We start from the raw sequence: 23385 nt of genomic DNA, 5'->3' as shown, positions 1-23385 counted from the left end.
GGCATGAAGGACGAAGCGGCGCCGGGTCTTGTGTTCCGGCAGGAAGGGGCGGGGGTGCTCGGCGAGGCGGCGGAGCTCGCGGCCGCGCACTGGCGCGAGGTGGAGGCGGAGCTTCACGGCGGCGCGGACTATGCGCCGGACGGGGAGCGCTATGCAGCGCTGGAGCGGCTGGGCATGCTCAGCATCACCACGGCGCGCGACAGGGAGGGGCGCCTCGCGGGTTATGCGGTGTTCACGCTGGCGCCGTGCCCGCATTTGAAGGGCGAGACCGTGGCCGCGCTGGACGCGCTCTATCTGGCGCCGCAGGCCCGGCGCGGGCTCAACGCGCTGGCGCTTTTGCGCAGCGCCGAGGCCGCGGTGGCGGCGCGGGGGGCCGCCCTCGCCCAGTACAGCTCGCCGGCCTCCAGGCCCTGCGGGGCGCTGTACCGCCGCCTCGGCGCCACGCACACCGAGACCATCTGGCACAAGCGGCTCGTAAAAGCAGGAGGCACAGCATGGCAATAGCCACGGGAACGGCCGCGGCCATCAGCGCCGCCATGGCGCTCACAGGCACAGCCGCCGGCGTGGTGGGCGCGGCCCGGCAGGCCCAGGCCCAGCGCGATCAGGCGCGGTACCAGGCAAAACTCGCGCAGCGCTCGGCCGCCATCTCCGAGCAGAACGCTCAGGCGGCGGAAAGCGAGGCCGCGGCCGAGCGGCGCGAAGGCGCGGAAAACGCGGCCAAAAAGCGGCAGGAGGCGGCCCGGCTCATCGGCGCCCAGAGGGCGCAGGCCGGCGCCTCGGGGGCGCGCGTGGACGAAGGGGCGGCGCTCGACCGCGTGCTCGACACCGCGGAGCGCGGCGAGCTGGACGCGCTGGCGGCGCGGCAAAAGGGGGAGGACGCGGCGCATAACCAGGACCTGCGCGCCTGGGGCTACCGCAACCAGGCCCAGGCCTCGGAACTGGAGGCCCGCGCCCTGAAGGAAAAGGCGGAGACCGACTATCTCGGCGGCATCCGCTCGACCCTGCTCAACGGCGCGGCCCGCACGGGCCGCAATTTCTACAGCCTCGGCGTGCAGGGGCCGCGTATCTGAGGACAGGGGCTGCGGGATGATTTGAAGGGGCGGGGGCAACGGCGCGCCCCCGCCCCCGTTGCCCTAGGGTTCCTTGTAGGCCACGCAGTCCACTTCCACGCGGATGTCGCTCATCATCCGCGCCTGCACACAGACGCGCGCCGGGGCGTGCTCGGCCTCGAAATAGCGGGCATAGACCTTGTTGAAGCCCGCGAAGTCGCGCGGGTCGTCCAGCCAGACGGACACGCGCACTACGTCGCGCAGCGAATAGCCGGCCGCTTCCACAGCTGCCTTGAGATTTTCGAGGGCCACCGTGGTCTGCACGGTGATGGAGCCTTCGACGATCTCGCCCTCGGCATCGCGCGGCACCTGGCCGCTCACGAAGAGCCAGCCGCCGGCGCTGACGGCCTTGGCAAAGGGCAAGGCGCCGGGCTTGGCGGGCGTTCCGTATCTCGTGATGGGCATGCTGTTTCCTTTACTCCCGGCGCGGCGTTCAGGCGGGCTTCCCCGCCACCAGCTCCTCGATGAACAGTCCGAGGTTGTCGGGCTCGCCGGGCTTGTGGTCATCGGGATAGAGCAGGGCCGACATGTAGAACACCGAGCCCAGCTTGAGGCCCATGGCCGCGCTTTGCGAAAAGCGCATGAGCCCGCGCAGGACCGGCTCGCGCCAGGATTCCGGCAGGCCGGCGAGCACCGGGGCCGCGTCCTTGGCGAGCGCGGCCACGGCCTCGGCCTTGGCGCGCATCTTTTCGTTGTAGCCTTTTGTGTCGCCGGCCTTGAGCCGGGCCAGCGCCTCGGCCTCGTCGGCCATGATGGCCGCATGCCGCGTCTTGAGCCAGTCGATGACAGGCGTGATGTCGTTGTTCATGCTCTCTCCCCCGGCTTTCCCGAAGTTCGCGTTTTTCCCGATTTTGCGCTCGATTCGCAACCGCGTTCAGGCCCGCGGCAATTTTGTTCTCCGCCAAGGAAAAACGCCGTGTTGTGGAGGGGGTGTACTCTTCTCGTACATGACCGCAGCAAAACGGCGTTTTGACACAGGCGGAGGGCAAAGGGGCCCGGGCCCGGGCGCGGTTTAATCCCAGTGGCGCTTGTCCTCGATGGGCCTGATCTGCGGCGGCAGGCTGCCGGGTGCTAAGATCTTGAGCTCGGGGCGCAGCTTGATCTTCTCGCGGAACTGGTGCAGCAGCTCCTCGCCGCGCTTGAAGCCGCTCGTCTCGATGAAGAGCGTCATCTCGTCGATGCCGCCGGGGTTGGTGACCTCGATCTGCCAGCGCTTGATCTCCTCGAAGCGGCTCATGACCTGCTCCACCTGGTGCGGGTAGACGAACATGCCCATGATGCGCGCCGTGGTGTCCACGCGGCCCACGATGCTGCCGAGGCGCGGGCTCGTGCGGCCGCAGGCGCAGGGGCCGCGGTCGATATAGGAGAGGTCGCCCGTGGCCAGCCGGATGAGCGGATAGGTCTTGTTGAAGGCCGTGACCACGATCTCGCCCACCTCGCCGTCCTTGAGAGGGATGCCCGTATCCGGGTGGCAGATCTCCACATAGCAGCGGTTGGCGATGTGCAGGCCCGTCTTGTGGAAGCACTCGTAGCCGATGCAGCCCACGTCCGCCGTGCCGTAGCCCTGGCGCATGATGAGGTCGTACTTTTTCTCCATCTGCGAGCGCATTTTTTCGGAAAGCCGCTCGCCGGTGACGAAGGCCACCTCGAGGAAGAGATCCTTGCGCAGGTTGAGGCCCTTTTCCTCGGCCTTTTGCGCGAGGTGCATGAGGAAGCTCGGCGTGCCCACATAGCCGCAGACGCGCAGCTTCTGCATGATGTCGAGCTGGGTGCCCGCGTCCGTGGGGCCGGCCGGGATGACCGCGCAGCCGAGGTTGCGCAGGGGCTCCTCGAACATCAGTCCCGCCGGCGTGAGCTGGTAGTTGAAAGTGTTTTGCACCGCGTCGCCCGGGCGGAAGCCCACGGAATAGAAGGCCTCGGTATAGCCCCAGTAGTCCTCGCCGCGGTCTTCGGGGTCGAAGATGGGGCCGGGCGAGAGGAAGACGCGCTTGAGCTCGCCGATGTCCTTGGTGAGCAGGCCGCCGAGCCTCGGGCCCATGGACTGGAGGAAGATGAGCTCCTTCTTCTTCAGGATGGGGATATGCTTGATGTCCGAAAGGGTCTTGAACTTCTCGACATTGAACTGGGCGCGGTCAAAGCGCTTCTTGACATCTTCGGAATAGCGGTAGGCGTAGGAGAGAAGGTCCTTCAACTGGATGAGGCAGTACTGGCGGCGCTCGCTCTCGTCGAGCACCTCGCGGCGGCTGTAGATGCCTTCGGTGCGGTCTTTGCGGGTCATGACATCTCCTGGCACTGGTGCGGGAAGCCGCGGCCCTTGCGGCTGCCGGCGAAAAACGCGAAATGAGGGGCGGAATGGTCATATGTACGCATTGCGCCGTAAAAAAGCAAGCATTTTTTTATTTATCCTGATATTTCACAGTGTTGGAGCAGATTTTGGCGCGGCGGTATCGGGTGCCCCCGTGCGCGCGGGGAGGGAAGGGCGGATTTGACCGCCGCGGGCGCCTGCGCTAGGTTTCACCGTTACGGGCTGGCACTTTCGCGGCCCACACCTTTTTGGGAGCGCCCATGGAATCGCAGCAGAGCACGACCCAGGAGCAGCAGGCCGGAGTCCCCTCCCGGCCCGGTACGGACTTCATCCGCGCCCGCATCGAGGCGGACGCGGCCTCCGGGCGCTTCGGGGGCGTGGTGCATACGCGCTTTCCCCCGGAGCCCAACGGCTACCTGCACCTCGGGCACGCCAAGTCCATCTGCCTCAATTTCGGCGTGGCCGGGGAATACGGGGGCCTGTGCAACCTGCGCTTTGACGACACCAACCCGGTGAAGGAAGAAACGGAATATGTGGCCGCCATCCGCGAGGATGTGGAATGGCTCGGCGGCCACTGGGACGACCGGCAGTTCTACGCCTCGGACTATTTCGAGCGGCTGTACGACTTTGCGGAAGAGCTCATCCGCCGGGGCAAGGCCTATGTGGACGACCTTTCGGCGGACGAGATCCGCCAATTTCGCGGCACGCTCACCGAGCCCGGAAAGGAGAGCCCCTGGCGCAACCGCGGCGTGGAGGAAAACCTCGACCTCTTCCGGCGCATGCGCGCGGGCGAGTTCCCGGACGGGGCGCGGGTGCTGCGCGCGAAAATCGACATGGCCGCGCCGAACCTCGTCATGCGCGACCCCACGCTCTACCGCATCCGCCACGAGGCGCACCACCGCACGGGCAACGCCTGGTGCATCTATCCCATGTACGATTACGCCCACTGCCTGTCGGACTCGCTGGAGGGCATCACCCATTCGCTCTGCACGCTGGAATTCGTCAACAACCGCGAGCTCTATGACTGGGTGCTGGACGCGCTCGGCGTCTACCATCCGCAGCAGATCGAGTTCGCGCGCCTCAACGTGACCTATACCATCCTGTCCAAGCGCAAGCTCATCCAGCTCGTGCGCGAGGGCCACGTGGCGGGCTGGGACGACCCGCGCATGCCCACCCTGAGCGGCCTTCGGCGCCGCGGCGTGCCGCCCGAGGCCCTGCGCGACTTCTGCTCGCGCATCGGCGTGGCCAGGGCCGACTCCACGGTGGAGTATTCGCTGCTCGAGCATTGCGTGCGCGAACGGCTCAACGCCGTGGCCCCGCGCGCCATGGCCGTGCTCGACCCGGTACGCGTCATCATCGAGAACTGGCCCGAGGGCAAGGTGGAAGAGCTGGACATGCCCTGGCACCCCGAGGACGCGAGCTACGGCAGCCGCAAGGTGCCCTTCTCGCGCGAGCTCTATATCGAGCGGGACGACTTCCGGCTGGAGCCGCCCAAGAAGTTCCACCGCCTCTCGCCCGGCGCCGAGGTGCGCCTGCGCCACGCGTATCTCATCACCTGCCGCGACGCCTTGCTGGACGAAAACGGCAACGTGACGGAGCTGCGCTGCGTCTATGACCCGAAAAGCCGGGGGGGCCAGAGCCCGGACGGCCGCAAGGTCAAGGGCACCCTGCACTGGGTCTCGGCGCCGCACGCCCACAAGGCCGAAGTGCGCCTCTACGGCCAGCTCTTCGCCGTGCCCGACCCGGACAAGACCCCGGAGGGCGGGACTTTCATCGACAACCTGAACCCCGATTCCCTCACCGTGACCGAAGGCTGGCTGGAGCCCGCGCTTTCCCGCCTCGAACCGGGCAAGACCGTGCAGTTCGAGCGCCTGGGCTATTTCTGCAAGGACAGTGACAGCACGGAGGAGCTCCCGGTGTTCAACCGCACGGCCACCCTGCGCGACACCTGGGCCAAGCTGGAGAAGAAGGGGGAATAGGGGATGTTTTCGGAAGGCGCTTAGCGCGCCTGCCCGGAGCCGCCACCACGCATACCTCGCCAGAGCCCGCAAAAAAGCCCCCGTCGCCGGGGGCTTTTTCGTATGCGCGGTGAGCCGGCCGCGTCTAGCCGCGGGCCTTCTGGATCTCCTCGGCGAGGGCCTGCGGCACGCGCTCGTAATGGTCGAACTGCATGGTGAAGGTGGCGCGGCCCTGGGTGCGTGAGCGCAAATCCGTGGCGTAGCCGAACATGGACGCGAGCGGCACCTGCGCGCGCACGCTCTGCGCGCCGCCGGCGCGAGCCTCCATGCTCTGCACACGGCCGCGGCGGCCGTTGAGGTCGCCCATAACGTCGCCGAGGTATTCCTCGGGCGTCACCACCTCCACGTCCATGATGGGCTCGAGCAGCACCGGCGCGGCCTTGTTCATGGCGTCCTTGATGGCCATGGAGCCGGCCACATAGAAGGCCTGCTCGGACGAGTCCACCTCGTGGTAGGAGCCGAAGACGAGGTTGACCTTGAGGTCCACCGCCGGGAAGCCCGCCAGCACGCCGGACTTCATGGCGTCCTGGATGCCCTTGTCGATGGCCGGGATGTATTCCTTGGGGATGACGCCGCCGGTGATGGAGTTGACGAACTCGTAGCCCTTGCCCGGGTTCGGCTCCACCTCGATGACGCAATGGCCGTACTGGCCGCGGCCGCCGGACTGCTTGGCGTGCTTCATGTCCGACTTGGAGGGCTTGGAGATGGTCTCGCGGTAGGCCACCTGCGGCTTGCCCACATTGGCGTTGACGTTGAACTCGCGCGTCAGGCGGTCGACGATGATTTCGAGGTGCAGCTCGCCCATGCCGGCGATGAGGGTCTGGTTGGTCTCCTCGTCGCCCTTGACGCGGAAGGAGGGGTCCTCCTTGGCGAGCTTGGCGAGCGCGGCCGAGAGCGCGTCGCGGTCGGCCTTGGTCTTGGGCTCGATGGCCACCTCGATGACCGGCTCGGGGATGTTGAGCGATTCGAGGATGACCGGGCGCTTCTCGTCGCAGAGCGTGTCGCCGGTGGAGGCGTTCTTGAGGCCCACGAGGGCCACGATGTCGCCCGCGCCGGCCCACTTGATGTCCTCGCGCTTGTTGGCGTGCATCTTGAGGATGCGGCCGATGCGCTCCTTCTTGCCGGTGTTGGCGTTGAGCGCGCTCATGCCCGTCTCGATGACGCCGGAATAGATGCGGAAGAAGGAGAGGTGCCCGATGAAGGGGTCGGAGAAGAGCTTGAACACGAGGCCCGCCAGCGGCTCCTTGTCGCTGCAGTAGCACTCGATGATCTCGTCGTCATGGCCGGGCACATGGCCGGTCATGGGCGGGATGTCCACGGGCGAGGGCAGGTAGTCCACCACGGCGTCGAGCAGCGGCTGGACGCCCATGTTGCGGAAGGCCGAGCCGCAGAGCACGGGCACGATGTTGCGCGCGATGGTGGCCTTGCGGATGCAGGAGATGATCTCGTCCTCGCTGAGGGTCTCGCCGCCGAGGTACTTCTCCAGCAGGGCCTCGTCCTCCTCGGCCACGGCCTCGATGAGCTCGTGGTGCTTTTCCTCGAAGAGCGCCCGCATGTCGGCGGGCACGTCCGTGACCTTGAACTCAGCGCCCTTGGTGCTCTTGTCGTAATAGATGGCCTTGCCGCGCACGAGGTCGACCACGCCCTCGAACTTGTCCTCGGCCCCGATGGGGAGCTGCAGCGGCACGGCCTTGGCGCCCAGGCGGTCGTGGATCATCTGCACGCAGCGGAAGAAGTTGGCGCCGATGCGGTCCATCTTGTTGACGAAGCAGATGCGCGGCACATGGTAGCGGTCGGCCTGGCGCCACACCGTCTCGGACTGGGGCTCCACGCCGGCCACGGCGTCGAACACGCAGACCGCGCCGTCGAGCACGCGCAGGGAGCGCTCGACCTCGATGGTGAAGTCCACGTGGCCCGGGGTGTCGATGATGTTGATGCGGCAGTCCTTCCAGAAGCAGGTGGTGGCGGCCGAGGTGATGGTGATGCCGCGCTCCTGCTCCTGCTCCATCCAGTCCATGACGGATTCGCCGTCATGGGTCTCGCCGATCTTGTGCGAGACGCCGGTGTAATAGAGGATGCGCTCGGTGGTGGTGGTCTTGCCGGCGTCAATATGGGCCATGATGCCGATATTGCGCTGATGGTCTATGGGAACGGTGCGTGCCACGGTGGTTCCTCCCTGCGGCGAAAAAGGGCGTTGAAAACGGCTGGCGGGGCGCCTTGATAGTCAACGCCGGGGCGGTATCCTTGGCGGATGCGGCCCCGGCGGCGTCAGATGCGTTCGCTCCCGGCTACCAGCGGTAGTGGGCAAAAGCCTTGTTGGCGTCGGCCATGCGGTGCGTGTCCTCACGCTTTTTCACCGCGCCGCCGCGGCCGTTCCAGGCGTCCAGCAGCTCGTTGGAGAGCTTGGCGGTCATGCCCTTTTCCCCGCGCGAGCGGGCATAGTTGATGAGCCAGCGGATGGCCAGCGAGACCTGGCGCTCGGGGCGCACCTCCATGGGGACCTGATAGGTCGCGCCGCCCACCCGGCGCGCCTTGACCTCCATGTGGGGCTTCACGTTGTCGAGCGCCTTCTCGAAGGCGCGCATGGGATCCTCGCCGGTCTTTTCGGCGAGCGTGTCCAGCGCGCTGTAGAAAATCTTTTCCGCCGCGCCCTTCTTGCCGTCATACATGAGCCGGTTCACGAACTTGGTGACAAGGCGGCTGTTGTAGAGCGGATCGGGCAAAATCTCCCTCTTGGGGACAGGGCCTTTGCGTGGCATGGGGTTTCTCCTTTCATTCCCTCACTGGGCGCCACCAACCCCGCGACGCGCCGGCGCCGCTTGCGCGGCTGCCGTGGCGCGGCGCATGGCGCACGCCCACAGGGCTTCTGGTTCTGGCCGGGCGCACGCCCGGGCCGGGAAGGGCGGATTTCCGCCGCGAACTACTTGGGCCGCTTGGTGCCGTACTTGGAACGACTCTTGCGGCGGTCGGCCACGCCGGAGGCGTCGAGCGTGCCGCGGATGATGTGGTAGCGCACGCCGGGAAGGTCCTTGACGCGGCCGCCGCGGATGAGCACCACGGAGTGCTCCTGCAGGTTGTGGCCCTCGCCGGGGATGTAGGCGGTCACTTCGATGCCGTTGGTCAGGCGCACGCGGGCGACCTTGCGCAGGGCCGAGTTCGGCTTTTTCGGGGTGGTGGTGTACACGCGGGTGCAGACGCCGCGCTTCTGCGGGCAGCCCTGCAGGGCCGGCGTCTTCTTGCGCTTCACCACCGGCTCGCGCTCGGTGTGGATGAGCTGATTGATGGTGGGCATGGATTCCTCCAAAAAATGTGGGTCTGGACACTGAGACAGGGGCAAGGTTGTACTGGATGGGCGCGGCCCTGTCAAGCCGCGCCGCGTGAGAAAACCCGCTGCGTGGGGGGACGCGCCTCATACGCCCGGCCGCAGGGGCGGCGGACTGACCTTTACCTTGACAGCGGCGTTTCCGCTTCCGTATCACTTCGCCCAGGCGTTTTTTCAGGAGAAGCCCCATGCGCCCCGAAATTCTCTCTCTCTCTCTCTCTCTCTCTCTCTCTCTCTCTCTCTCTCTCGGCTGAAAAGCACGCTCTCTGCGCGCAGGCGTGAGATCCTTTGGGCCTTGGCGATCTTTTTTCTCGTCTATGCCTTCTTTATCTGCAATTTCCTGTTTGGCAACCACGACTGGGGGATGATTTTCTCTCCCGTGCTCGGCTACGCCAAGACGTGGCAATCCCGGCCCTTCGCTTTTCTGCCGCTTCAGGTGTGGCAGGGCTTCTACCTGCCCGTGCTGACGCCGTGTTTCAGCCTCCTCGCCTGGTTCGCCGCCGGGGTTCTCTTTCTCACGCTTTTGCCTGCGTCACGGGAGATACGGGGGCGGTCGTTCCTGCTCGTCCTGCTGTTGTTCGTCCTTTCCCCCACGTTGCTGGGGCGCCTCTATTATGAGGGCGCGGGTATCGGCGAAAATGTGGCCCTGTGTTGTTTTTTGCTCGGCGCGAATTTCTGCGTGCATGCCAAGGGGAAGGCATCTCTCCTGCTTGCCGTTGTGTTGTTTGGTTTTGCGCTCGGTGTCAACCAGTGCATCGTCAATACCTTCTGGACAGTGTTGCTCATCCTGCTGCTGTGCTGGTCCGCCCGCGCTGAAAAAGTCCCGCTTTTCCGCTATGGCGGCGCATTTGCGGCGGCGCTCGTCATCTATGTCCTGATGATAAAATTCGTGCTCCCCGTGCAGCCCTTTTACAATAACCAGCTGGCCGGGGCCGGGGCCTTCCTGAAAAACCTCCTGCCCCAGCTCAAGGCCTCCGTGGCCTGTTTCTGGCAGACCCAGCCGCCCATGAACCGACTGTTCAAGGCCCTGTTTTCCTGTATCTGCCTCGCGGGCTTCGTCCTGCTGCTCGCGCGCCCGGAAAAAGCGGCCGCGCGTTACCACGCCCCACGCCTCGGGCCGATCCCTGTGGGCGTTTTCGTCCTGCGCCTGCTGCTCATCGCCGCGCTCGTGCTGACCAACAATGTGGCCGCCTATATTTCGGGCGATGCGTCGGCCAATACCGGCAATTTGCGGATGGACTACTATTCCGCGCCCTTCATCCTCAGCTTTTGCGCCACAGTCGCGCTCGGCGCGGGCGGCCTTTGGGGGCGCCTCTTCACCGCAGCTGCCGCGCTGCTCGTCATCCTCAGCATGGGTAGCGACGCGCGGGCGCTGCAGGTGTGGAAGATCACCATCGACGCCGACCTCTTCTATGTCAACCGGATGCTCGCGCGCATCGAGGCCGCGCCGGCCTTTGACGCCGGCCGCTCCTGGCGCATCCTCGCCCTAGGTGAGCGCCCGGCTTTCGGGAATCGCTTCTGGCCGGGCTACGGGCACGGCACGCTGGAGCTCCAGCGGCCGCAGCATCTGGGGAGAAATTTCGCCGAGATCTTCAACTATATTGCGCCACAACTGGATTTCGGGAACTTCACGGGTGCGCGCGATACGGTGTGTGCGCGACACAGGGGCTTTCTGGAGCAGGCACCGGCCTGGCCGAAACCGGGCGCCCTGCTGATTGACGCGGAGGCCGGGCTCATCGTGCTGGTTCTTGAGGAAAAGGCCGCGAGACTGTACTGTGCGCGCTGAGCTGGACCAGGCACATGAATGGGGGCCGGCCCGCGCTTTCCACAGCCTGCGCCCCTGCAAATCCCACAAGGAGACCCCATGCCCATTTGCGAAACCTGCGGCGGCTCCGGCCGCCTTTCCTGCGGCGCCTGCTGGAACGGGCAGTCCACTTCCCTCTGCCCGGACTGCCGCGGCAACGGCGTGAGCGAGAAGGACGGCGCGCCCTGCGGCCGCTGCGCTGGCGTGGGCCGCTTTACGCCGCCGAGTTGCACGGTGTGCGGCAACAGCCTGCCCTGCCCGGAATGCGGCGACATGTCGGGCGAGTGGAGGCCGGGCTACCTGTTCTAGCCTACTCGTCCCCCACTTTCAGCGCCGCGAGGAAGGCCTCCTGCGGAAGCTCCACATTGCCCATGCGCTTCATGCGCTTCTTGCCTTCCTTCTGTTTTTCCAGCAGCTTGCGCTTGCGGGTGATGTCGCCGCCATAGCACTTGGCGGTGACATCCTTGCGAAAGGCCGAAACGGTCTCGCGGGCGATGATCTTCTGGCCGATGGCCGCCTGGATGGCCACCTGGAAGAGCTGGCGCGGGATGGTGCGCTTGAGCTTGAGCGCGAGGCCCCGGCCGTAGGGATAGGCGCGCTCGCGGTGCACGATGACGGCCAGGGCGTCCACGGGCTCGCCGTTGAGCAGGATGTCGAGGCGCACGAGGTCGGAGGGGCGGTAGTCCACGGGCTCGTAATCCATGGAGGCATAGCCCCGCGTCACGGACTTGAGCCTATCGAAAAAGTCGTAGACGATTTCGGCGAAGGGCAATTCATAGGTCACCACCACGCGGTTGGCGGCGAGGTAGTGGAGATTTTTCTGCTCGCCCCGCTTCTCCTCGCAGAGCTTCATCACATTGCCCACATATTCGTTGGGCACGTGGATATCCATGCGCACATACGGTTCGTAGAGCGCGCGGATTTTCGAGGGGTCGGGCAGGCGGCTCGGGTTGTCGATTTCGAGGGTCTGCCCGTCCGTGGTCTCCACCTTGTAGATGACCGAGGGCGCGGTGGCGATGAGGCCCACCTCGAACTCGCGCTCGAGCCGCTCCTGGATGATTTCCATGTGCAGGAGCCCGAGAAAGCCGCAGCGGAAGCCGAAGCCCAGGGCCTGCGAGGTCTCGGGCTCGAAGCTGAAGGCCGCGTCGTTGAGCTGGAGCTTTTCCAGCGCGGCCTTGAGGTTTTCGTATTCGTCCGACTCCGTGGGGTAGAGCCCGCAAAAGACCACGGGCTTGACCTCCTTGAAGCCGGGCACGGACTCGTCCGCGGGCCGGCTGGCGAGGGTGATGGTGTCGCCCACGCGCGCGTCGCCGAGCTCCTTGATGGAGCCGGAGAGAAAGCCCACCTCGCCGGCCGCGAGCTCCTCCACGTCCACGGCCTCGGGCGAGAACACGCCGAGGCGCAGGGCCTCGTATTCCTTGCCCGTGCTCATGAGCCGGATGCGGTCGCCCTTGCGGATGCGCCCGTCCATGACGCGGAAAAGCGTCACCACGCCCTGGTAGCTGTCATACCACGAATCGAAGATGAGCGCCTTGAGCGGCGCCTCGCGGTCGCCGTCCGGCGGGGGCAGGCGCTCGATGATGGCCTCGAGCACCGCGTCCACGCCAAGGCCGGTCTTGGCCGAGACCTCCAGCGCGCCCGCGCAGTCGAGCCCGATGCCCTCCTCTATTTCGCCGCGCACCCGGGCCGGGTCGGCGCTCGGGAGGTCGATCTTGTTGAGCACGGGCACGATCTCGTGGTCATGGTCCAGCGCGAGGTAGACATTGCCGAGGGTCTGGGCCTCCACGCCCTGGGTGGCGTCCACCACGAGCAGCGCCCCCTCGCAGGCCGCCAGCGAACGCGAGACCTCGTAGTGAAAGTCCACATGGCCCGGGGTGTCGATGAGGTTGAGCTCGTATTCCTGTCCGTCCGCCGCGGTGTAGGGGATGCGCACGGTCTGGGCCTTGATGGTGATGCCGCGCTCGCGCTCGAGGTCCATGCGGTCGAGATACTGCTCCCGCGCCTCGCGCGCGCTCACCACGCGGGTGAGCTCGAGGATGCGGTCGGCCAGGGTGGACTTGCCGTGGTCGATGTGGGCGATGATGCAGAAATTGCGGATGCGGCTCTGGGGGATCATGGAACCTTCCTGCGCTTGGGCGATTGGCGCAATATCCTATCCCAAGGCCGGCCCAAAGTCCACGCCGGCCGGCGCTGGCGGCCAAGGTGGCTGCCCCTCCCGGCCCTTGACGCCGCCCCGGCCGGGCTTAATTCTCTTCAAGGGCGTTCGCCCTTCCGCCGCCGGGCCCGGAGGCCGGCGGCATCACCCAAGGAGGTTCCCCATGGCCGAAAACGGCAAGAAAAAACGCCAGTTCCGCGCCGAAGTGCGCAAGGTTCTCAATATCCTCACCCATTCGCTCTACACCAACCGCGAGATCTTCCTGCGCGAGCTCATCTCCAATGCCTCGGACGCGCTGGACAAGCTGCGCTTCCGCGTCAACCGCGGCGAGACGCCGCGCCACCCCGACCTGCCGCTGGAAATCCGCATCACGCTCGATAAAGACGCCAAGACCCTGACCATCGCGGACACCGGCCTCGGCATGACCGCCGAGGAGCTGGCGGAAAACCTCGGCACCATCGCCAAGTCCGGCTCCGAGGCCTTTCTGGCCGACCTCGCCGCCGAGAACGCGAAAAACCCCGGAGGCGAGGAGGCCGCGGCCACTGCGGACGCGGCCAGCATCATCGGCCGTTTCGGCGTGGGCTTCTATTCCGTGTTCATGGTGGCCGACAAGGTGGAGGTCACCTCGCGCCCGGCCTTCGGCAATGAGGACGTTCCCGCCCATGTGTGGACGAGCGACGGCCTCGGCACCTACACGGTGGAGGAAAGCACGGCGTCCGAGCCCGTGCGCGGCACCGTCATCACCGCCCACCTCAAGGACGACTGCCTCGAATATGCCGAGAAATTCCGCGTGGAGTCGGCCATCCGCAAGCATTCGGCCTTCGTGCCCTTCCCCATTTTCGTGGACGGCGAGCGCGTGAACACCCAGCCCGCGCTCTGGCGCGAGCCCAAGACCAGTGTGAAAAAAGAGGACTACGCCGCCTTTTACAAGGCCATCACCTATGACGGCAAGGACCCGCTGGACGTGGAGCACATCGCCGTGGACGTGCCCGTGCAGTTCACGGCCCTGCTCTTCATCCCCGACTCGAGCATGGACTTCTTCGGGGCCGACCGCGACTACTGGGGCCTTGACCTCTACGCGCGCCGGGTGCTCATCCAGCACCGCAACAAGGAGCTCATCCCCGAATACCTGGCCTTCCTCAAGGGCGTGGTGGACACCGAGGACCTGCCGCTCAACATCTCGCGCGAGACGCTTCAGGAAAACATCATCCTGCGCAAGATCAACCAGGTCATCGTCAAGCAGACCCTCTCCCATCTCGAGGCCATGGCCCGCGACGACGTGGAGAAGTACAACCGCTTCTGGCGGCTGCACGGCAAGGTCTTCAAGCTGGGCTACCATGATTTCGTCAACCGCGAGCGCGTGGCCGCGCTGTTGCGCTTCAACTCCTCGGCGCTGCCCGACGCCGAGGCCCTGACGAGCCTCGACGACTACATGGCCCGCGCGCCCGAGGGCCAGAAGACCATCTGGTATGTGACGGCTCCCAACCGCGAGGCCGCGCGTCTCAACCCGCACATGGAGATCTTCAAAAAGAAGGGCATCGAGGCGCTCTTCCTCTTCGAGCCCGTGGACGAGTTCGTCATGGACGGCCTCGGCTCCTACAAGGACTGGGAGTTCAAGGCCGTGGAGACCGCGGGGGACGACGCGCTGGCCGCCTTCGAGGACAAGGAGAAGCCCGAGGAGGTGGCCCCGCTCTCCGAGGACGATTCCACCTCTTTCGACGGCCTCATGGCCCGCATGAAGGAGATTTTGGGCGACAAGGTGACGGAAGTGCGCGTCTCGCGCCGCCTCGCCGACAGCCCGGCCGTGCTCGTCTCGCCCGACGGTGGCATGACGGCCTCCATGGAAAAGCTGCTCAAGGTGATGAACAAGGACGACTCCCTGCCCGTCAAGGTGCTGGAGGTCAACCGCGACCATCCGCTGTTGCGCAGCATGCTCACCATCTTCAAGGCCGACCGCGAGGACAGGGTGCTCTCCGACATGACCCAGAACCTCTTTGACAGCTGCCTCCTGCTGGACGGCTACCTCAAGGACCCGCAGGCTCTGGCCACGCGTGAGAACCGCCTGCTCACCGAGGCCGCTGCCTGGTATGTGGAAGTGAAGAAGATCTAGAACGAGCCTTTGGGCGCAAGCCTTTGGGGCGCGAGTTCCCGGGGGCGCGAACCGGTTGAAGATTGCCCCCGCACCGGGGGCGCCCCGTGAAACGAAAAGCCCCTTTCCCGGCCGCGACTGGCGGGGAAAGGGGCTGTTTTTTGCAGAGGTTTTGCTGGAGCCGGGGCCGAGAAATGTCCGGCCCCGGAGCGTCCCGGGCGCTATTTCTTGGCGGCCGCCTTTTCCGCGGCCAGCTTCTTGCCCTGCGGCGTCATGTGGCAGGGCTGGCAGCCCTTGAAATTGGGATACTTGCCGGCGAGCTTCTTGTGGCAGCCGTAACAGGAGCGGTCGGTATCCGGCGCGTGGTAGGCCATGTAGACGCTCATGGGGTCGCGTTCGGAAGGCCCGGGGAGGGAGTGGCACTCCTCGTTGGTGCAGGCGGCGTAGCGGTTGCCGGGCAGGCCCTCGTGATGGCAGGTGCGGCAGGCGATCTTCTTGTGCGAGCTGTGGTTGAAGGTCACATACATCCGCGGCGACTTGCCCGCATCCAGCTCCATGGGCTCACCCAGGTCCAGGAGGTTTTTGCCGTACGCGCCCGAAGCCGCGGCTCCGAGCACAAGGATCACGAGAACAGGGGCGCAGAGCCCGATGCAGAGAGATTTCATCTTCGCTCCTCGGCTAGAGGGTTTCAGCGCGCCGGGGCGCTCCGCGGCCACGCACGGGCCTGGGCAGCCGGGCAAAGCGTCGCGCCAGACGGCCCGGCGCCCATTATGGCCGGAAACGGGAAAATTTCCAACGAAAATACGCTAATGGCCGGTGATGCCGTACTTCTTGAGCTTGTACTGGAGCAGGCTCTTGGAAATGCCCAAATATTCCGCCGCCTTGACCTGCACAAGGTCCGCGCGCACCAGAGCCCGCCGGATGAGCGCGGCCTCGATCTTCTCCAGCGTGTCCGCGAGGTCGAGCTGCACGGGCAAAAGGTCCACGGCGCTCTTGAACTGGGCCTCCTCGTCGCGGATCTCGGCGGGCAGGTCGTCCACGCCGATGGTCGCCCCCGGCACCAGCACGAGGCAGCTCTCCACCACGTTCTCCAGCTGGCGGATATTGCCCGGCCACTCGTAGCCCGTGAGGTAGTTGAGCGCCTCGGTGGAGAAGGTCTTGGGGGGCAGGTTGTCGTCCGTGCAGACCTTTTCCACAAAGTGCGCCACGAGCAGCGGGATGTCCTCGCGCCGCTCGCGCAGGGGGGGCAGCGGTATCTGCACCACGTTGAGCCGGTAGAAGAGATCTTCGCGGAAGGCCCCGCGCTCCACCAGCGCGGCGAGGTCCTTGTTGCTGGCGGCCACCACGCGGATGTCGACCTCGATCTCCTCGCCGCCGCCCACGCGCTCGAACTTGCGCTCCTGCAGGACGCGCAAAAGCTTGACCTGCAAGTCGGGCGTGAGCTCGCCCACCTCGTCCAGAAAGAGCGTACCGCCGTCCGCCTGCTCGAAGCGGCCGCGCCTGAGGGCCACCGCGCCCGTGAACGAGCCCTTCTCGTGGCCGAAAAGCTCGCTTTCGAGAACGCCCGGGTTGAGGGCCATGCAGTTGACCGAGATGAAGGGCTTGTCCTTGCGCGGGCTTGCGTAGTGGATGGCGCGGGCCACGAGCTCCTTGCCCGTGCCGGACTCGCCGCTGATGAGCACCGTCGAACGGCTCGGCGCCGCGCGCTCCACCATGACGAGCACGTCGCGGATGGCCTTGCTGCGGCCCACGATCTGGTGGATGCCGTAGCGGTTTTCCATGGCCTCCTGCAAGAGGCGGTACTGCCGGTGCGCGCGCGAGAGCTCCACGGCGTTGTGGATGGAAAGCAGGAGCTCGTCGTTGGAAAAGGGCTTGGTGATGTAGTCAAAGGCGCCGTACTTCATCACGTCCACGGCGCTCTCGATGGAGCCGAAGGCCGTCATGATGAGCACCGGGATATACGGCCACTCCTTCTTCACCCGCTGGAGCACCTCGCGGCCGCTCACCTTGGGCATCTTCATGTCCGTGACGACCACGTCCACCTCGCTCTCCTCCAGAAAGGCGAGCGCGGTCTCCGGGTCGCTGATGGCCGTGACGGTATAGCCCTCGTCTTCCAGCAGGGTCTGGAGAACGAGGAGATAGTTTTTCTCGTCGTCGATGACGAGGATATGCGCCTTTTCACCCATGCCGTGTCTCTCTTCGGTGGTCAGGCCGGTTCCTTGGGGGCCGCGGCCGCCCCGGGCAGGATGACCCGCACGAGCGCCCCGCCTTCTTCGCCGTTTTCTAGCTCGATGCGCCCGCCGTGGCCCACGATGATGGACTGCACGATGGGCAGCCCCAGGCCCGTGCCCCCCTCCTTGGTGGTAAAGAAGGGGTCGAGCAGGCTTCCGAGGGTTGCCGGGTCGAAGCCGGGGCCGGAGTCCAGAAATTCCAGCGCCACGAGTGGTTCGGGCGGCTGGCCGTCCGCCGTTTCCGGGCCTCCCGCTTGAGCGTCGAGCCTGCGCCCGCTCACCCGGATGACGCCCGGGCCGTCCAGCGCCTGCTGCCCGTTGACGAGGATATTGTAAAAGGCGCGGTACAGCAAATCCTTGTCGCCGCGCACGAAGAGCCCGGGCTCCAGCTCGCGCTCCACGCTGACGCCCTTGCGGCTGAACTCCCCCTCGAGGAAGGCCAGCGCCTGGCCGAGCACGAGGTCCACGTCCACCATGTCCTCGCGGGGCTTGCGCGGCCTCGCGTAGTCCAGAAAGTCGTTGACCGTCTGCGAGAGGCGCACGGCCTCGTCGTAGATGGCGCCCAGGATGCGCGCCGTGCCCTTGTCGGCCCCGGCGGTGCGCCGCTGCAAGAGCTCCGCGCTGGAGCGGATGATGCCGAGCGGGTTGCGGATCTCGTGGGCGATGCTCGCCACCACCCGCCCCATGCTCACGAGACGCTCGTTGCTGTGCAGCTCGTTCTCGAGCTGGCGGTTTTTCTGCATGCGCTCGGCGAGCACGCGCTCGGCCCGCTGGATGAGCAGGTGCAACACGCCGAAGAGCAAGACGGACGAGAGCAGGCACATGACCACGATGATGCCCTGAAAGGCCAGCACGCGCTCGTAGTCGTCCGTGATGTCCTGCGTGAGCTCCAGCGCCCCCATGACGGGCACCTTGTGCTCCGGGCCCATGGGCTCGCCGCGCAGCGGATAGAGCACCCGGAGGACGAAGGTGCCCTCCTTGAGCGGCACGCGGAAGGGCGCCTGCCACGCCGGGATGCTGGAGACGATCTCGGAGCTCACGGTGGAGCCGTCCAGCACCGCGTCCACATTGGCCGGCGCGAGGCCGGCGCGGCCCTGGTCCTCCTTGTCGCTGGAATAGGCCACGCGCCGCGTGAAGTCATAGATGCGCAGCTTCTCCACGGGCAGCCCCTCGATGACCGAGCGCACCACGCGGTCGAGATGCTCGTACTGCGTGGGCTGGCGGAGCGCGATGCGCCCGTTGGCCATGATGGTGGGCAGCGCGAAGCGGCGGTAGATCTGGCTGTTGAGGTTTTCCACGAGCTGGCGCGCGAAATCCTCCTGCCGCCGGAGGAGGGTGTCGCGCACCGAGCTCGAGATGAAGAACGAGAGCGCGAGGCTCGAGAGCAGGATGAAGAGCAGGGACAGCCAGGAGAGCGTGCGCGCGTAGCTCAGGGGCAGGCGCTCCGCCTCCTGGGCCACGCGGCGCTCCGCCTCCTCCTTGGCGCCGTCCGCCTCGTGCCCGGCCTTCGCCGCTCCCACGGGCCTAGAACGCCTGCTTTTCCGCCGGCACGGCGAGGAAGGCGGCGAGGTCGGCCGCTTCCTCGGTATAACCCGGCGCGCCCAGGCGCGTGTTGGCGATGCGCTTGCCAAGCTCCACCGCCGGCTGGTCCACCGGGTTGATGCCCATGAGCCAGCCCGTGAAGATGGTGGCCGCCTCAAGGAGCATCATCAGCGAGCCGGCCGCGAATTCGTCGAGGCTCCCCATGTGCACGTTGACCAGCGGCACCCCGCTCTTGCAGAGCGCCATGCGCGTGCCAAGGGCCTCGGCGTCCAGCAGGCTGTCGAAGGCCTTGCCGCGCAGCCAGGCCCACTGCTCGGGTAGGTCCTGCCCGAAGCTGCGGCCCGAGCGCGGCTGCTCGCCCGTGAGGAAGAGGCAGCCCTTGTTGCGCGGCCCGTCGAGGAACATCTGGTTCACCGAGTGCTGGTCGGTCACGCCCGTGGCCGGCACGGGCAGGCTCCCCTTGCCGTCCTTGCCGAGGCTCTCGGCCCAGAGCTGCGCGAACCACTGGCCGTAGGCCGCCCACTGCGGGATGTAGCAGAAAAAGATGAGCTGGCCGTAGTCATGCTCTTCCAGCTCCCGCGCCCAGCAGGCCAGCGAGAAGGAAGGATGCCGCGCGATGCTCGCCGGGTCGGCCAGAAGCGGCTGCGCCACCGAGGCCGCGCCCCTGAGCAGGGCCTGCCAGTCGATGCCGATGAAGCCCGCGGGCAAGAGGCCAACGGCCGAGAGCGCCGAATAGCGGCCGCCGAGATAGTCCGGCACTTCGAGGGCGTCCAGCGCCTTTTCCGTGGCTTCCTGGCGCAGATAGCCCTTTTTCTGGTCGGTCACGACCACCATGTGCTTTTGCCAGCCGTCGCCGAGCGCCTTCTGGAGCCACGCCCGCACGAGGAAATACTGCGCCAGCGTCTCGATGGTGCCGCCGGACTTGCTGATGCACACGACGACCGTCTCTTTCGGCGGGAGCTTCCCGAGCAGCGCCTCGAACTGGCTCGCGCAGACATTGTCCGCGATCCAGAGCCAGGGCCCGGCATAGTCCGGGCCGTCCTGGCCGGGCGCAAAGGCCTTCTGCATGGCGCGCGCGCCGAGGGCCGAGCCGCCGATGCCGAGCACGAGCATGTGCCTGAAGGGCTTGAGCTTGGCGAGCAGCGGCGGCAGCGCCTGCTCCAGGCGCTCGCGGTAGGGCATGTTCAGGAAGGGCATCTCGCCTGCGGCCACGCCCGCGCGCAGGCGCTCGGCCAGCTCGGGCGCGCGGGCGGCCAGCGCCTGCCCGGAGGCCGGCATGCGCCCGGTCCAGGCGCGGGACCATTCAAGATAACTGGTGGAGCCGTTTTCCGCTGCCATGGCTACCTCCTCACACAGTTTTTGCAGGAATATCTCCCCGTTGTGGACAAGCCTTCATCGCCAGCACGGGCGCGGGCGCCCGCAAAAAATCTTCTGCCGCGCCCGGCCGGGCTGCGGCCGGCGCCAGCGGCAGGTCGAGCTCGCGCGGCGCGAAAAAGCGCCGCCGCACCTCCCTGTAGGTGCGCGGGCGCACACCGAAACGGTAGGACCACAGGGCGCAGTCCTCGCGCGCGGCGCAGGCCCGCACATCGCCGCGGCTGCCCGCGCACGTCACGCATTGCCGCCGGATGGCCCGGAGCACGGCCCGCGCTGTGTCGCTGCACGCGCCGCCGGCTCCCGATGCCTCGCGGGCAGCGGGCGGCAGCCGCCACTCCCAGAGCGGGCAGGCTCTATCCGCGCAACTGCGCACCGCCCCCGGCGACGCGCCCTGGCAGTCGAGGCAAAAACGCCGCGCCGCCAGCGGGGCGCTGCGCAAGGGCGGCCGCTCCCTCATGCGGCGTCTCCCGAGTTGCGGCCGCAGCATTTCTTGTATTTCCTGCCGCTGCCGCAGGGGCACGGGTCGTTCCTGCCCACCTTGGGCGCCTCGCGCCTGTAGGCCGCGGGCCGGAGCGCCGTGCCGTCCATGTAGTACAGCCTGCCCCCATCGCGCACGAAGGCGCTGCGCTCGCCGATCTGGCGCACCACGCCGTCGAGCTCGTACAGGGCGTGAAATTCCACCATGTCCGCGTCCCCGGGCTCGGTGGCGTCCACGCATTTTTCCACATCCAGCCGGAGCCAGCGCACTCCCTTGCATTGTTGCGCGAGCCCTTCCGCGCTCACGTCCGCCCGGGCGCCGGGGTGGGTCGTCTCCACGAGCCACGGATAGTTGCCGAGCGCATAGGCCGTATAGCGCGAGCGCATGAGCGCCTCGGCGGTCTCCGGCCACGCGGCGCCCTCCAGATAAGGGCCGCAGCAGGCGCCAAGGGCCTTGCCGCTGCCGCAGGGGCAGGGCGCTTTAGCCGGAACCGCTGCCGGGGATGGGGTGGAGGATGATGCCGGGGACTCGGGCCGCGCGCGGGACATGATGACCGCCTTGGGTTTGCAACCGGCACTCTGCCGGCTGCAAAAGCATAGCCCATGCCGCCCCGCCGGGCAAGGCCGCGGGGGCCGGAGAGGTTGGAGCCGGGGAGGGTGGAGGCGGGGAGGTTGGTGGTGGGGAGGAAGATGCGGGGCTCCGCCCCGCGCCCGCATCCAAAAGACAGCTACTGGCCGCGCGTGGCGGGTGTTCGCAGGCGGACGAGGCTTCCTTCGGGGAGCGGGCGCGCGGCGGGCAAGGTGAGTTCCAGGCTGCCCTTGCGCCACTGCCCGGCCCGGGCCTCGCCGATGGCCGCGCCATCCGCGTCCAGCACCGGGCAGAGAGTTCCGGGGCGCGGGGCCATGGCCTTGGCCGCAAGGCACCAGAGGCGCAGGCCCGCGCCCGCCGGGGCCGCGCGGTAGACCTCGCTGCACCCGAGCTCTGCCAAAAGCCGCACATGGCGGCGGCCGAAGGCATAGGTGGCGCCGCCGAGCAGGACGCCCGCCCCGCCGCAGAGTGCCGCGAGCACAAAGGGGTTCACGCCCGCCAGGCATCGGAGGAAGGAGAGCGAGGCTTCGCGCCGGGCCGCGGCGTCCTCGTGGACGATGAGGGTATAGACCTGCGGCGCCTGGCCCACCGCGCCCCTGAAGGTGACGCGCAGGCCGTAAGTGCCGGGCGCGGCCTCGGGCTCGGCCATGACCTCGCCGCGCCACATGCCGTTGCCGAACCAGTAGCCGGTGAAAAAGCCTTCGAGGGTGAAGCGCAGGGGCGCGTCCGGCGGGCTTAGGCGCGCCACGAGGTCGCTTGAGACGGGATTTTTCAGCGCCGCCGGCCCGGAAAGGGTCAGGCTCTCGCCGGGCAAGAGCTCGAGCTGGTTTGCGCCCGCGCGCATTTCGGCCAAAAGGCCGTCAAAGAGCCCGAGCAGGGCCACGGCGAGCAGGATGCCGCTCACAAGGCCGAGGCGGTGCTGCCGCGTGCGCGCGAGCGCGGCGGCCTGCCAGGGACGGGGATCGAACTCGGGTCGCATGGAGGCCGCGGGCATGGTCAGCGCGCGGGCGCCATGCGGGAAGCCTCGTCGAGCACGCGCCAGCGCACGAGCTGCGGGCCCTTGCGCGGCAGTTCCACAAGGCTCTCGAATTCAGCGGGGAATTGGCGGCGGATGCGGCGTGTGAGGAGGCATGCCGCGCCCCAGAGCGGGATGGTGATGCCGAAGAACCAGGCGCAGAACACGGCCTCCGAGGGCCACGGAGAGGGCAGGGCGGCCTCGCGCATGGCGAAGAAGAGCGCGCCCACCATGAGCACATTGGCGAGGATGCGGATGATGCCCGCATAGAGCGACTGCTTGTAGCTGTTCATGCGCCTCCCGTGCGCCTTTGGGTTTTGTTGCACACGGCTTTTGTTGGTGTCCCTGTACTTTCTGAACGCCGAAAGTATCCGTCAAAAACAGCCTTTCAGGTTCCGGCTGCGTCAGAAAAAAATTTCTTCGGTCGAGTACTTGAGTACACTCCCTGCGGAGCTTCAGCCGTTGCGACGAAGGAAGCTACGGATGAAGGCAGCAGCAAGTTACCGTAACAGTTAGCCAACGATGCCACTGTCGCTATCCGTAAGGCTCGTGGACTCACCAACGGCTAGCGCAATTTTTATCTTCCAAGCAAGCAGCAAAAAATCTTATTTTTTAGGATTCTTCCGGCACTCGCACCCGTCTTCCGCTTCGCTCCAGACGGGATAGGGAACCCCATTGACCGCATGAGAGCGGCACAGCCATTTCCGTGATGAGCCCGCGCGGGGCCGCAGTCCACGGCCCCGCGCGGGAGGGTGTCACTAGCGGGTGAAGATGCTCGTCTTGGAGACGTTCATGAAGCGGATGGCCTGGTTCTTGTTTTCCTTGCGGAAGGCGATGCGCGCCTCGTCGCCGGCCGTCCAGACATATTCCGGCAGGTCGATGTCGCTCTCGGGCACCTTGAAGGTCACGATGGACTCGAGCCTCGGGGAATACACGGTCACGGTGCAGGCGGCCTTGTCCACGATGGGGAACTTCTTGCCGGCCGCGGCCTTCGCGGTGACGCCCTTCTGCACGTTGACGAACTCGACGGGCATTTCCTTGACCTTCTGGTCGTCGCGGTCATAGTAGAGCATCATGCCCTTGTCCATCTCGAGCATGAGGCGGCCGCCCTCCACGGGGGCCGGGCCCATGTCGCGCGGGTCGGTGGGCAACTTGAAGGTGTGGACGCCGCCGCTGTAATGCGGGTTGTGCTGGTCGAGGGTGGTGTCCACCACCATGGTGATAGTCTTGTTGGCTTCGTCATAGCCCACGGTGCGGCCCTGTTCCACGCCGCCGTCAAAGTCGCAGGCGGCCAGCGCGAAGGAGAGGACCAGCACCAGCGAAAGCAGCAAACTCCGAATTTTCATGGCGTTCTC

General features: G+C 66.7%; 22 protein-coding genes. 6 read left to right on the top strand and 16 right to left on the bottom strand.

Features of this window, described 5'->3' with window-relative positions; all coding sequences use genetic code 11:
* Positions 1–3 precede the first annotated feature (3 nt).
* Together G7Y54_RS05410 and G7Y54_RS05405 are read left to right on the top strand one after the other, a co-directional pair.
* The gene (locus G7Y54_RS05410; RefSeq protein WP_165078266.1) at positions 4–504 is read left to right on the top strand and encodes a GNAT family N-acetyltransferase; all 501 of its coding nucleotides are present in this window, start codon (positions 4–6) and stop codon (positions 502–504) included.
* Complete coding sequence (locus G7Y54_RS05405; protein ID WP_165078265.1) at positions 495–1070, top strand: hypothetical protein; 576 nt, start codon at positions 495–497, stop codon at positions 1068–1070. The genes G7Y54_RS05410 and G7Y54_RS05405 overlap by 10 nt, the downstream gene beginning before the upstream one ends.
* 63 nt (positions 1071–1133) lie before the next feature.
* On the opposite strand, the gene G7Y54_RS05400 is transcribed toward G7Y54_RS05405, so the two are convergent.
* The 3 genes from G7Y54_RS05400 to G7Y54_RS05390 all read right to left on the bottom strand — a co-directional run bounded on the left by G7Y54_RS05400 (position 1134) and on the right by G7Y54_RS05390 (position 3387).
* Positions 1134–1514 carry a RidA family protein gene (locus G7Y54_RS05400; protein WP_165078264.1) on the bottom strand — a complete coding sequence of 127 codons (381 nt, stop codon included), beginning with the start codon at positions 1512–1514 and terminating at the stop codon, positions 1134–1136.
* Positions 1515–1542: 28 nt separating this feature from the next.
* Positions 1543–1917 (bottom strand): hypothetical protein, encoded by a 375-nt coding sequence (locus G7Y54_RS05395; protein WP_165078263.1) that lies wholly within the window; start codon positions 1915–1917, stop codon positions 1543–1545.
* 204 nt (positions 1918–2121) lie between these two features.
* The gene (locus tag G7Y54_RS05390) at positions 2122–3387 is read right to left on the bottom strand and encodes an AMP-binding protein (protein WP_165078262.1); all 1266 of its coding nucleotides are present in this window, start codon (positions 3385–3387) and stop codon (positions 2122–2124) included.
* 287 nt (positions 3388–3674) lie between these two features.
* Between G7Y54_RS05390 and G7Y54_RS05385 the strand changes: the two genes are divergently transcribed.
* Positions 3675–5393 carry a glutamine--tRNA ligase/YqeY domain fusion protein gene (locus G7Y54_RS05385; protein ID WP_165078261.1) on the top strand — a complete coding sequence of 573 codons (1719 nt, stop codon included), beginning with the start codon at positions 3675–3677 and terminating at the stop codon, positions 5391–5393.
* 124 nt (positions 5394–5517) lie between these two features.
* On the opposite strand, the gene fusA is transcribed toward G7Y54_RS05385, so the two are convergent.
* The 3 genes from fusA to rpsL form a co-directional block, all read right to left on the bottom strand.
* Complete coding sequence (gene fusA / locus G7Y54_RS05380) at positions 5518–7596, bottom strand: elongation factor G (RefSeq protein ID WP_165078260.1); 2079 nt, start codon at positions 7594–7596, stop codon at positions 5518–5520.
* Between the two features lie 124 nt (positions 7597–7720).
* Positions 7721–8191, bottom strand: coding sequence for a 30S ribosomal protein S7 (gene rpsG, locus G7Y54_RS05375; protein WP_165078259.1), 471 nt, complete (start codon positions 8189–8191; stop codon positions 7721–7723).
* A 161-nt stretch (positions 8192–8352) separates the two neighbouring features.
* Entirely contained in the window at positions 8353–8724 is a 372-nt protein-coding gene (gene rpsL / locus G7Y54_RS05370) for a 30S ribosomal protein S12 (RefSeq protein ID WP_165078258.1), read from the bottom strand.
* Positions 8725–9049: 325 nt separating this feature from the next.
* Between rpsL and G7Y54_RS05365 the strand changes: the two genes are divergently transcribed.
* Together G7Y54_RS05365 and G7Y54_RS05360 are read left to right on the top strand one after the other, a co-directional pair.
* A complete protein-coding gene (locus G7Y54_RS05365; RefSeq protein ID WP_165078257.1) occupies positions 9050–10540 on the top strand; it encodes a hypothetical protein in 1491 nt (496 codons plus the stop codon).
* Between the two features lie 78 nt (positions 10541–10618).
* Positions 10619–10867, top strand: coding sequence for a molecular chaperone DnaJ (locus G7Y54_RS05360; protein WP_165078256.1), 249 nt, complete (start codon positions 10619–10621; stop codon positions 10865–10867).
* Between the two features lies 1 nt (position 10868).
* Here G7Y54_RS05360 and lepA read toward each other — a convergent pair whose 3' ends face one another.
* The gene (gene lepA / locus G7Y54_RS05355; protein ID WP_165078255.1) at positions 10869–12674 is read right to left on the bottom strand and encodes a translation elongation factor 4; all 1806 of its coding nucleotides are present in this window, start codon (positions 12672–12674) and stop codon (positions 10869–10871) included.
* Between the two features lie 202 nt (positions 12675–12876).
* Here lepA and htpG point away from each other — a divergent pair, with 202 nt between their 5' ends.
* A complete protein-coding gene (gene htpG, locus G7Y54_RS05350) occupies positions 12877–14823 on the top strand; it encodes a molecular chaperone HtpG (RefSeq protein WP_165078254.1) in 1947 nt (648 codons plus the stop codon).
* A gap of 200 nt (positions 14824–15023) precedes the next feature.
* On the opposite strand, the gene G7Y54_RS05345 is transcribed toward htpG, so the two are convergent.
* The 9 genes from G7Y54_RS05345 to G7Y54_RS05305 form a co-directional block, all read right to left on the bottom strand.
* Complete coding sequence (locus tag G7Y54_RS05345) at positions 15024–15467, bottom strand: cytochrome c3 family protein (protein WP_165078253.1); 444 nt, start codon at positions 15465–15467, stop codon at positions 15024–15026.
* A 141-nt stretch (positions 15468–15608) separates the two neighbouring features.
* Complete coding sequence (locus tag G7Y54_RS05340) at positions 15609–16988, bottom strand: sigma-54 dependent transcriptional regulator (protein ID WP_165078252.1); 1380 nt, start codon at positions 16986–16988, stop codon at positions 15609–15611.
* A gap of 20 nt (positions 16989–17008) precedes the next feature.
* A complete protein-coding gene (locus G7Y54_RS05335; protein ID WP_346773628.1) occupies positions 17009–18553 on the bottom strand; it encodes an ATP-binding protein in 1545 nt (514 codons plus the stop codon).
* A 4-nt stretch (positions 18554–18557) separates the two neighbouring features.
* The gene (locus tag G7Y54_RS05330) at positions 18558–19913 is read right to left on the bottom strand and encodes a glucose-6-phosphate isomerase (RefSeq protein ID WP_165078251.1); all 1356 of its coding nucleotides are present in this window, start codon (positions 19911–19913) and stop codon (positions 18558–18560) included.
* A gap of 10 nt (positions 19914–19923) precedes the next feature.
* Positions 19924–20406, bottom strand: a complete 483-nt coding sequence (locus G7Y54_RS05325; RefSeq protein ID WP_241159382.1) for a hypothetical protein — start codon at positions 20404–20406, stop codon at positions 19924–19926.
* The gene (locus tag G7Y54_RS05320; RefSeq protein WP_165078250.1) at positions 20403–20975 is read right to left on the bottom strand and encodes a YchJ family protein; all 573 of its coding nucleotides are present in this window, start codon (positions 20973–20975) and stop codon (positions 20403–20405) included. The genes G7Y54_RS05325 and G7Y54_RS05320 overlap by 4 nt, the downstream gene beginning before the upstream one ends.
* Positions 20976–21154: 179 nt before the next feature.
* Positions 21155–21994 (bottom strand): hypothetical protein, encoded by an 840-nt coding sequence (locus G7Y54_RS05315; protein WP_165078249.1) that lies wholly within the window; start codon positions 21992–21994, stop codon positions 21155–21157.
* A gap of 17 nt (positions 21995–22011) precedes the next feature.
* Positions 22012–22323: a hypothetical protein gene (locus G7Y54_RS05310; RefSeq protein WP_165078248.1), complete on the bottom strand. Its 312-nt coding sequence runs from the start codon at positions 22321–22323 to the stop codon at positions 22012–22014.
* 465 nt (positions 22324–22788) lie between these two features.
* The gene (locus G7Y54_RS05305) at positions 22789–23376 is read right to left on the bottom strand and encodes a DUF4881 domain-containing protein (RefSeq protein ID WP_165078247.1); all 588 of its coding nucleotides are present in this window, start codon (positions 23374–23376) and stop codon (positions 22789–22791) included.
* Positions 23377–23385 lie beyond the last annotated feature (9 nt).

It is taken from the genome of Desulfovibrio sp. ZJ746 (genome assembly GCF_011039155.1).
In the GTDB taxonomy this organism is placed as follows: Bacteria; Desulfobacterota; Desulfovibrionia; order Desulfovibrionales; family Desulfovibrionaceae; genus Desulfovibrio.
This window is presented reverse-complemented; position numbering and strand designations above follow the sequence as displayed.

Excerpts from the sequence above, each read along its gene's own strand:
- G7Y54_RS05405 (WP_165078265.1), top strand. The coding sequence starts at position 495 with ATGGCAATAGCCACGGGAACGGCCGCGGCCATCAGCGCCGCCATGGCG.
- G7Y54_RS05385 (WP_165078261.1), top strand. The coding sequence starts at position 3,675 with ATGGAATCGCAGCAGAGCACGACCCAGGAGCAGCAGGCCGGAGTCCCC.
- G7Y54_RS05310 (WP_165078248.1), bottom strand. The coding sequence starts at position 22,323 with ATGAACAGCTACAAGCAGTCGCTCTATGCGGGCATCATCCGCATCCTC.
- G7Y54_RS05345 (WP_165078253.1), bottom strand. The coding sequence starts at position 15,467 with ATGAAATCTCTCTGCATCGGGCTCTGCGCCCCTGTTCTCGTGATCCTT.
- G7Y54_RS05305 (WP_165078247.1), bottom strand. The coding sequence starts at position 23,376 with ATGAAAATTCGGAGTTTGCTGCTTTCGCTGGTGCTGGTCCTCTCCTTC.
- G7Y54_RS05325 (WP_241159382.1), bottom strand. The coding sequence starts at position 20,406 with ATGAGGGAGCGGCCGCCCTTGCGCAGCGCCCCGCTGGCGGCGCGGCGT.
- rpsL (WP_165078258.1), bottom strand. The coding sequence starts at position 8,724 with ATGCCCACCATCAATCAGCTCATCCACACCGAGCGCGAGCCGGTGGTG.
- G7Y54_RS05340 (WP_165078252.1), bottom strand. The coding sequence starts at position 16,988 with ATGGGTGAAAAGGCGCATATCCTCGTCATCGACGACGAGAAAAACTAT.
- G7Y54_RS05395 (WP_165078263.1), bottom strand. The coding sequence starts at position 1,917 with ATGAACAACGACATCACGCCTGTCATCGACTGGCTCAAGACGCGGCAT.
- G7Y54_RS05360 (WP_165078256.1), top strand. The coding sequence starts at position 10,619 with ATGCCCATTTGCGAAACCTGCGGCGGCTCCGGCCGCCTTTCCTGCGGC.
- rpsG (WP_165078259.1), bottom strand. The coding sequence starts at position 8,191 with ATGCCACGCAAAGGCCCTGTCCCCAAGAGGGAGATTTTGCCCGATCCG.
- G7Y54_RS05320 (WP_165078250.1), bottom strand. The coding sequence starts at position 20,975 with ATGTCCCGCGCGCGGCCCGAGTCCCCGGCATCATCCTCCACCCCATCC.
- G7Y54_RS05390 (WP_165078262.1), bottom strand. The coding sequence starts at position 3,387 with ATGACCCGCAAAGACCGCACCGAAGGCATCTACAGCCGCCGCGAGGTG.
- G7Y54_RS05330 (WP_165078251.1), bottom strand. The coding sequence starts at position 19,913 with ATGGCAGCGGAAAACGGCTCCACCAGTTATCTTGAATGGTCCCGCGCC.
- lepA (WP_165078255.1), bottom strand. The coding sequence starts at position 12,674 with ATGATCCCCCAGAGCCGCATCCGCAATTTCTGCATCATCGCCCACATC.
- G7Y54_RS05400 (WP_165078264.1), bottom strand. The coding sequence starts at position 1,514 with ATGCCCATCACGAGATACGGAACGCCCGCCAAGCCCGGCGCCTTGCCC.
- G7Y54_RS05315 (WP_165078249.1), bottom strand. The coding sequence starts at position 21,994 with ATGCGACCCGAGTTCGATCCCCGTCCCTGGCAGGCCGCCGCGCTCGCG.
- G7Y54_RS05410 (WP_165078266.1), top strand. The coding sequence starts at position 4 with ATGAAGGACGAAGCGGCGCCGGGTCTTGTGTTCCGGCAGGAAGGGGCG.
- htpG (WP_165078254.1), top strand. The coding sequence starts at position 12,877 with ATGGCCGAAAACGGCAAGAAAAAACGCCAGTTCCGCGCCGAAGTGCGC.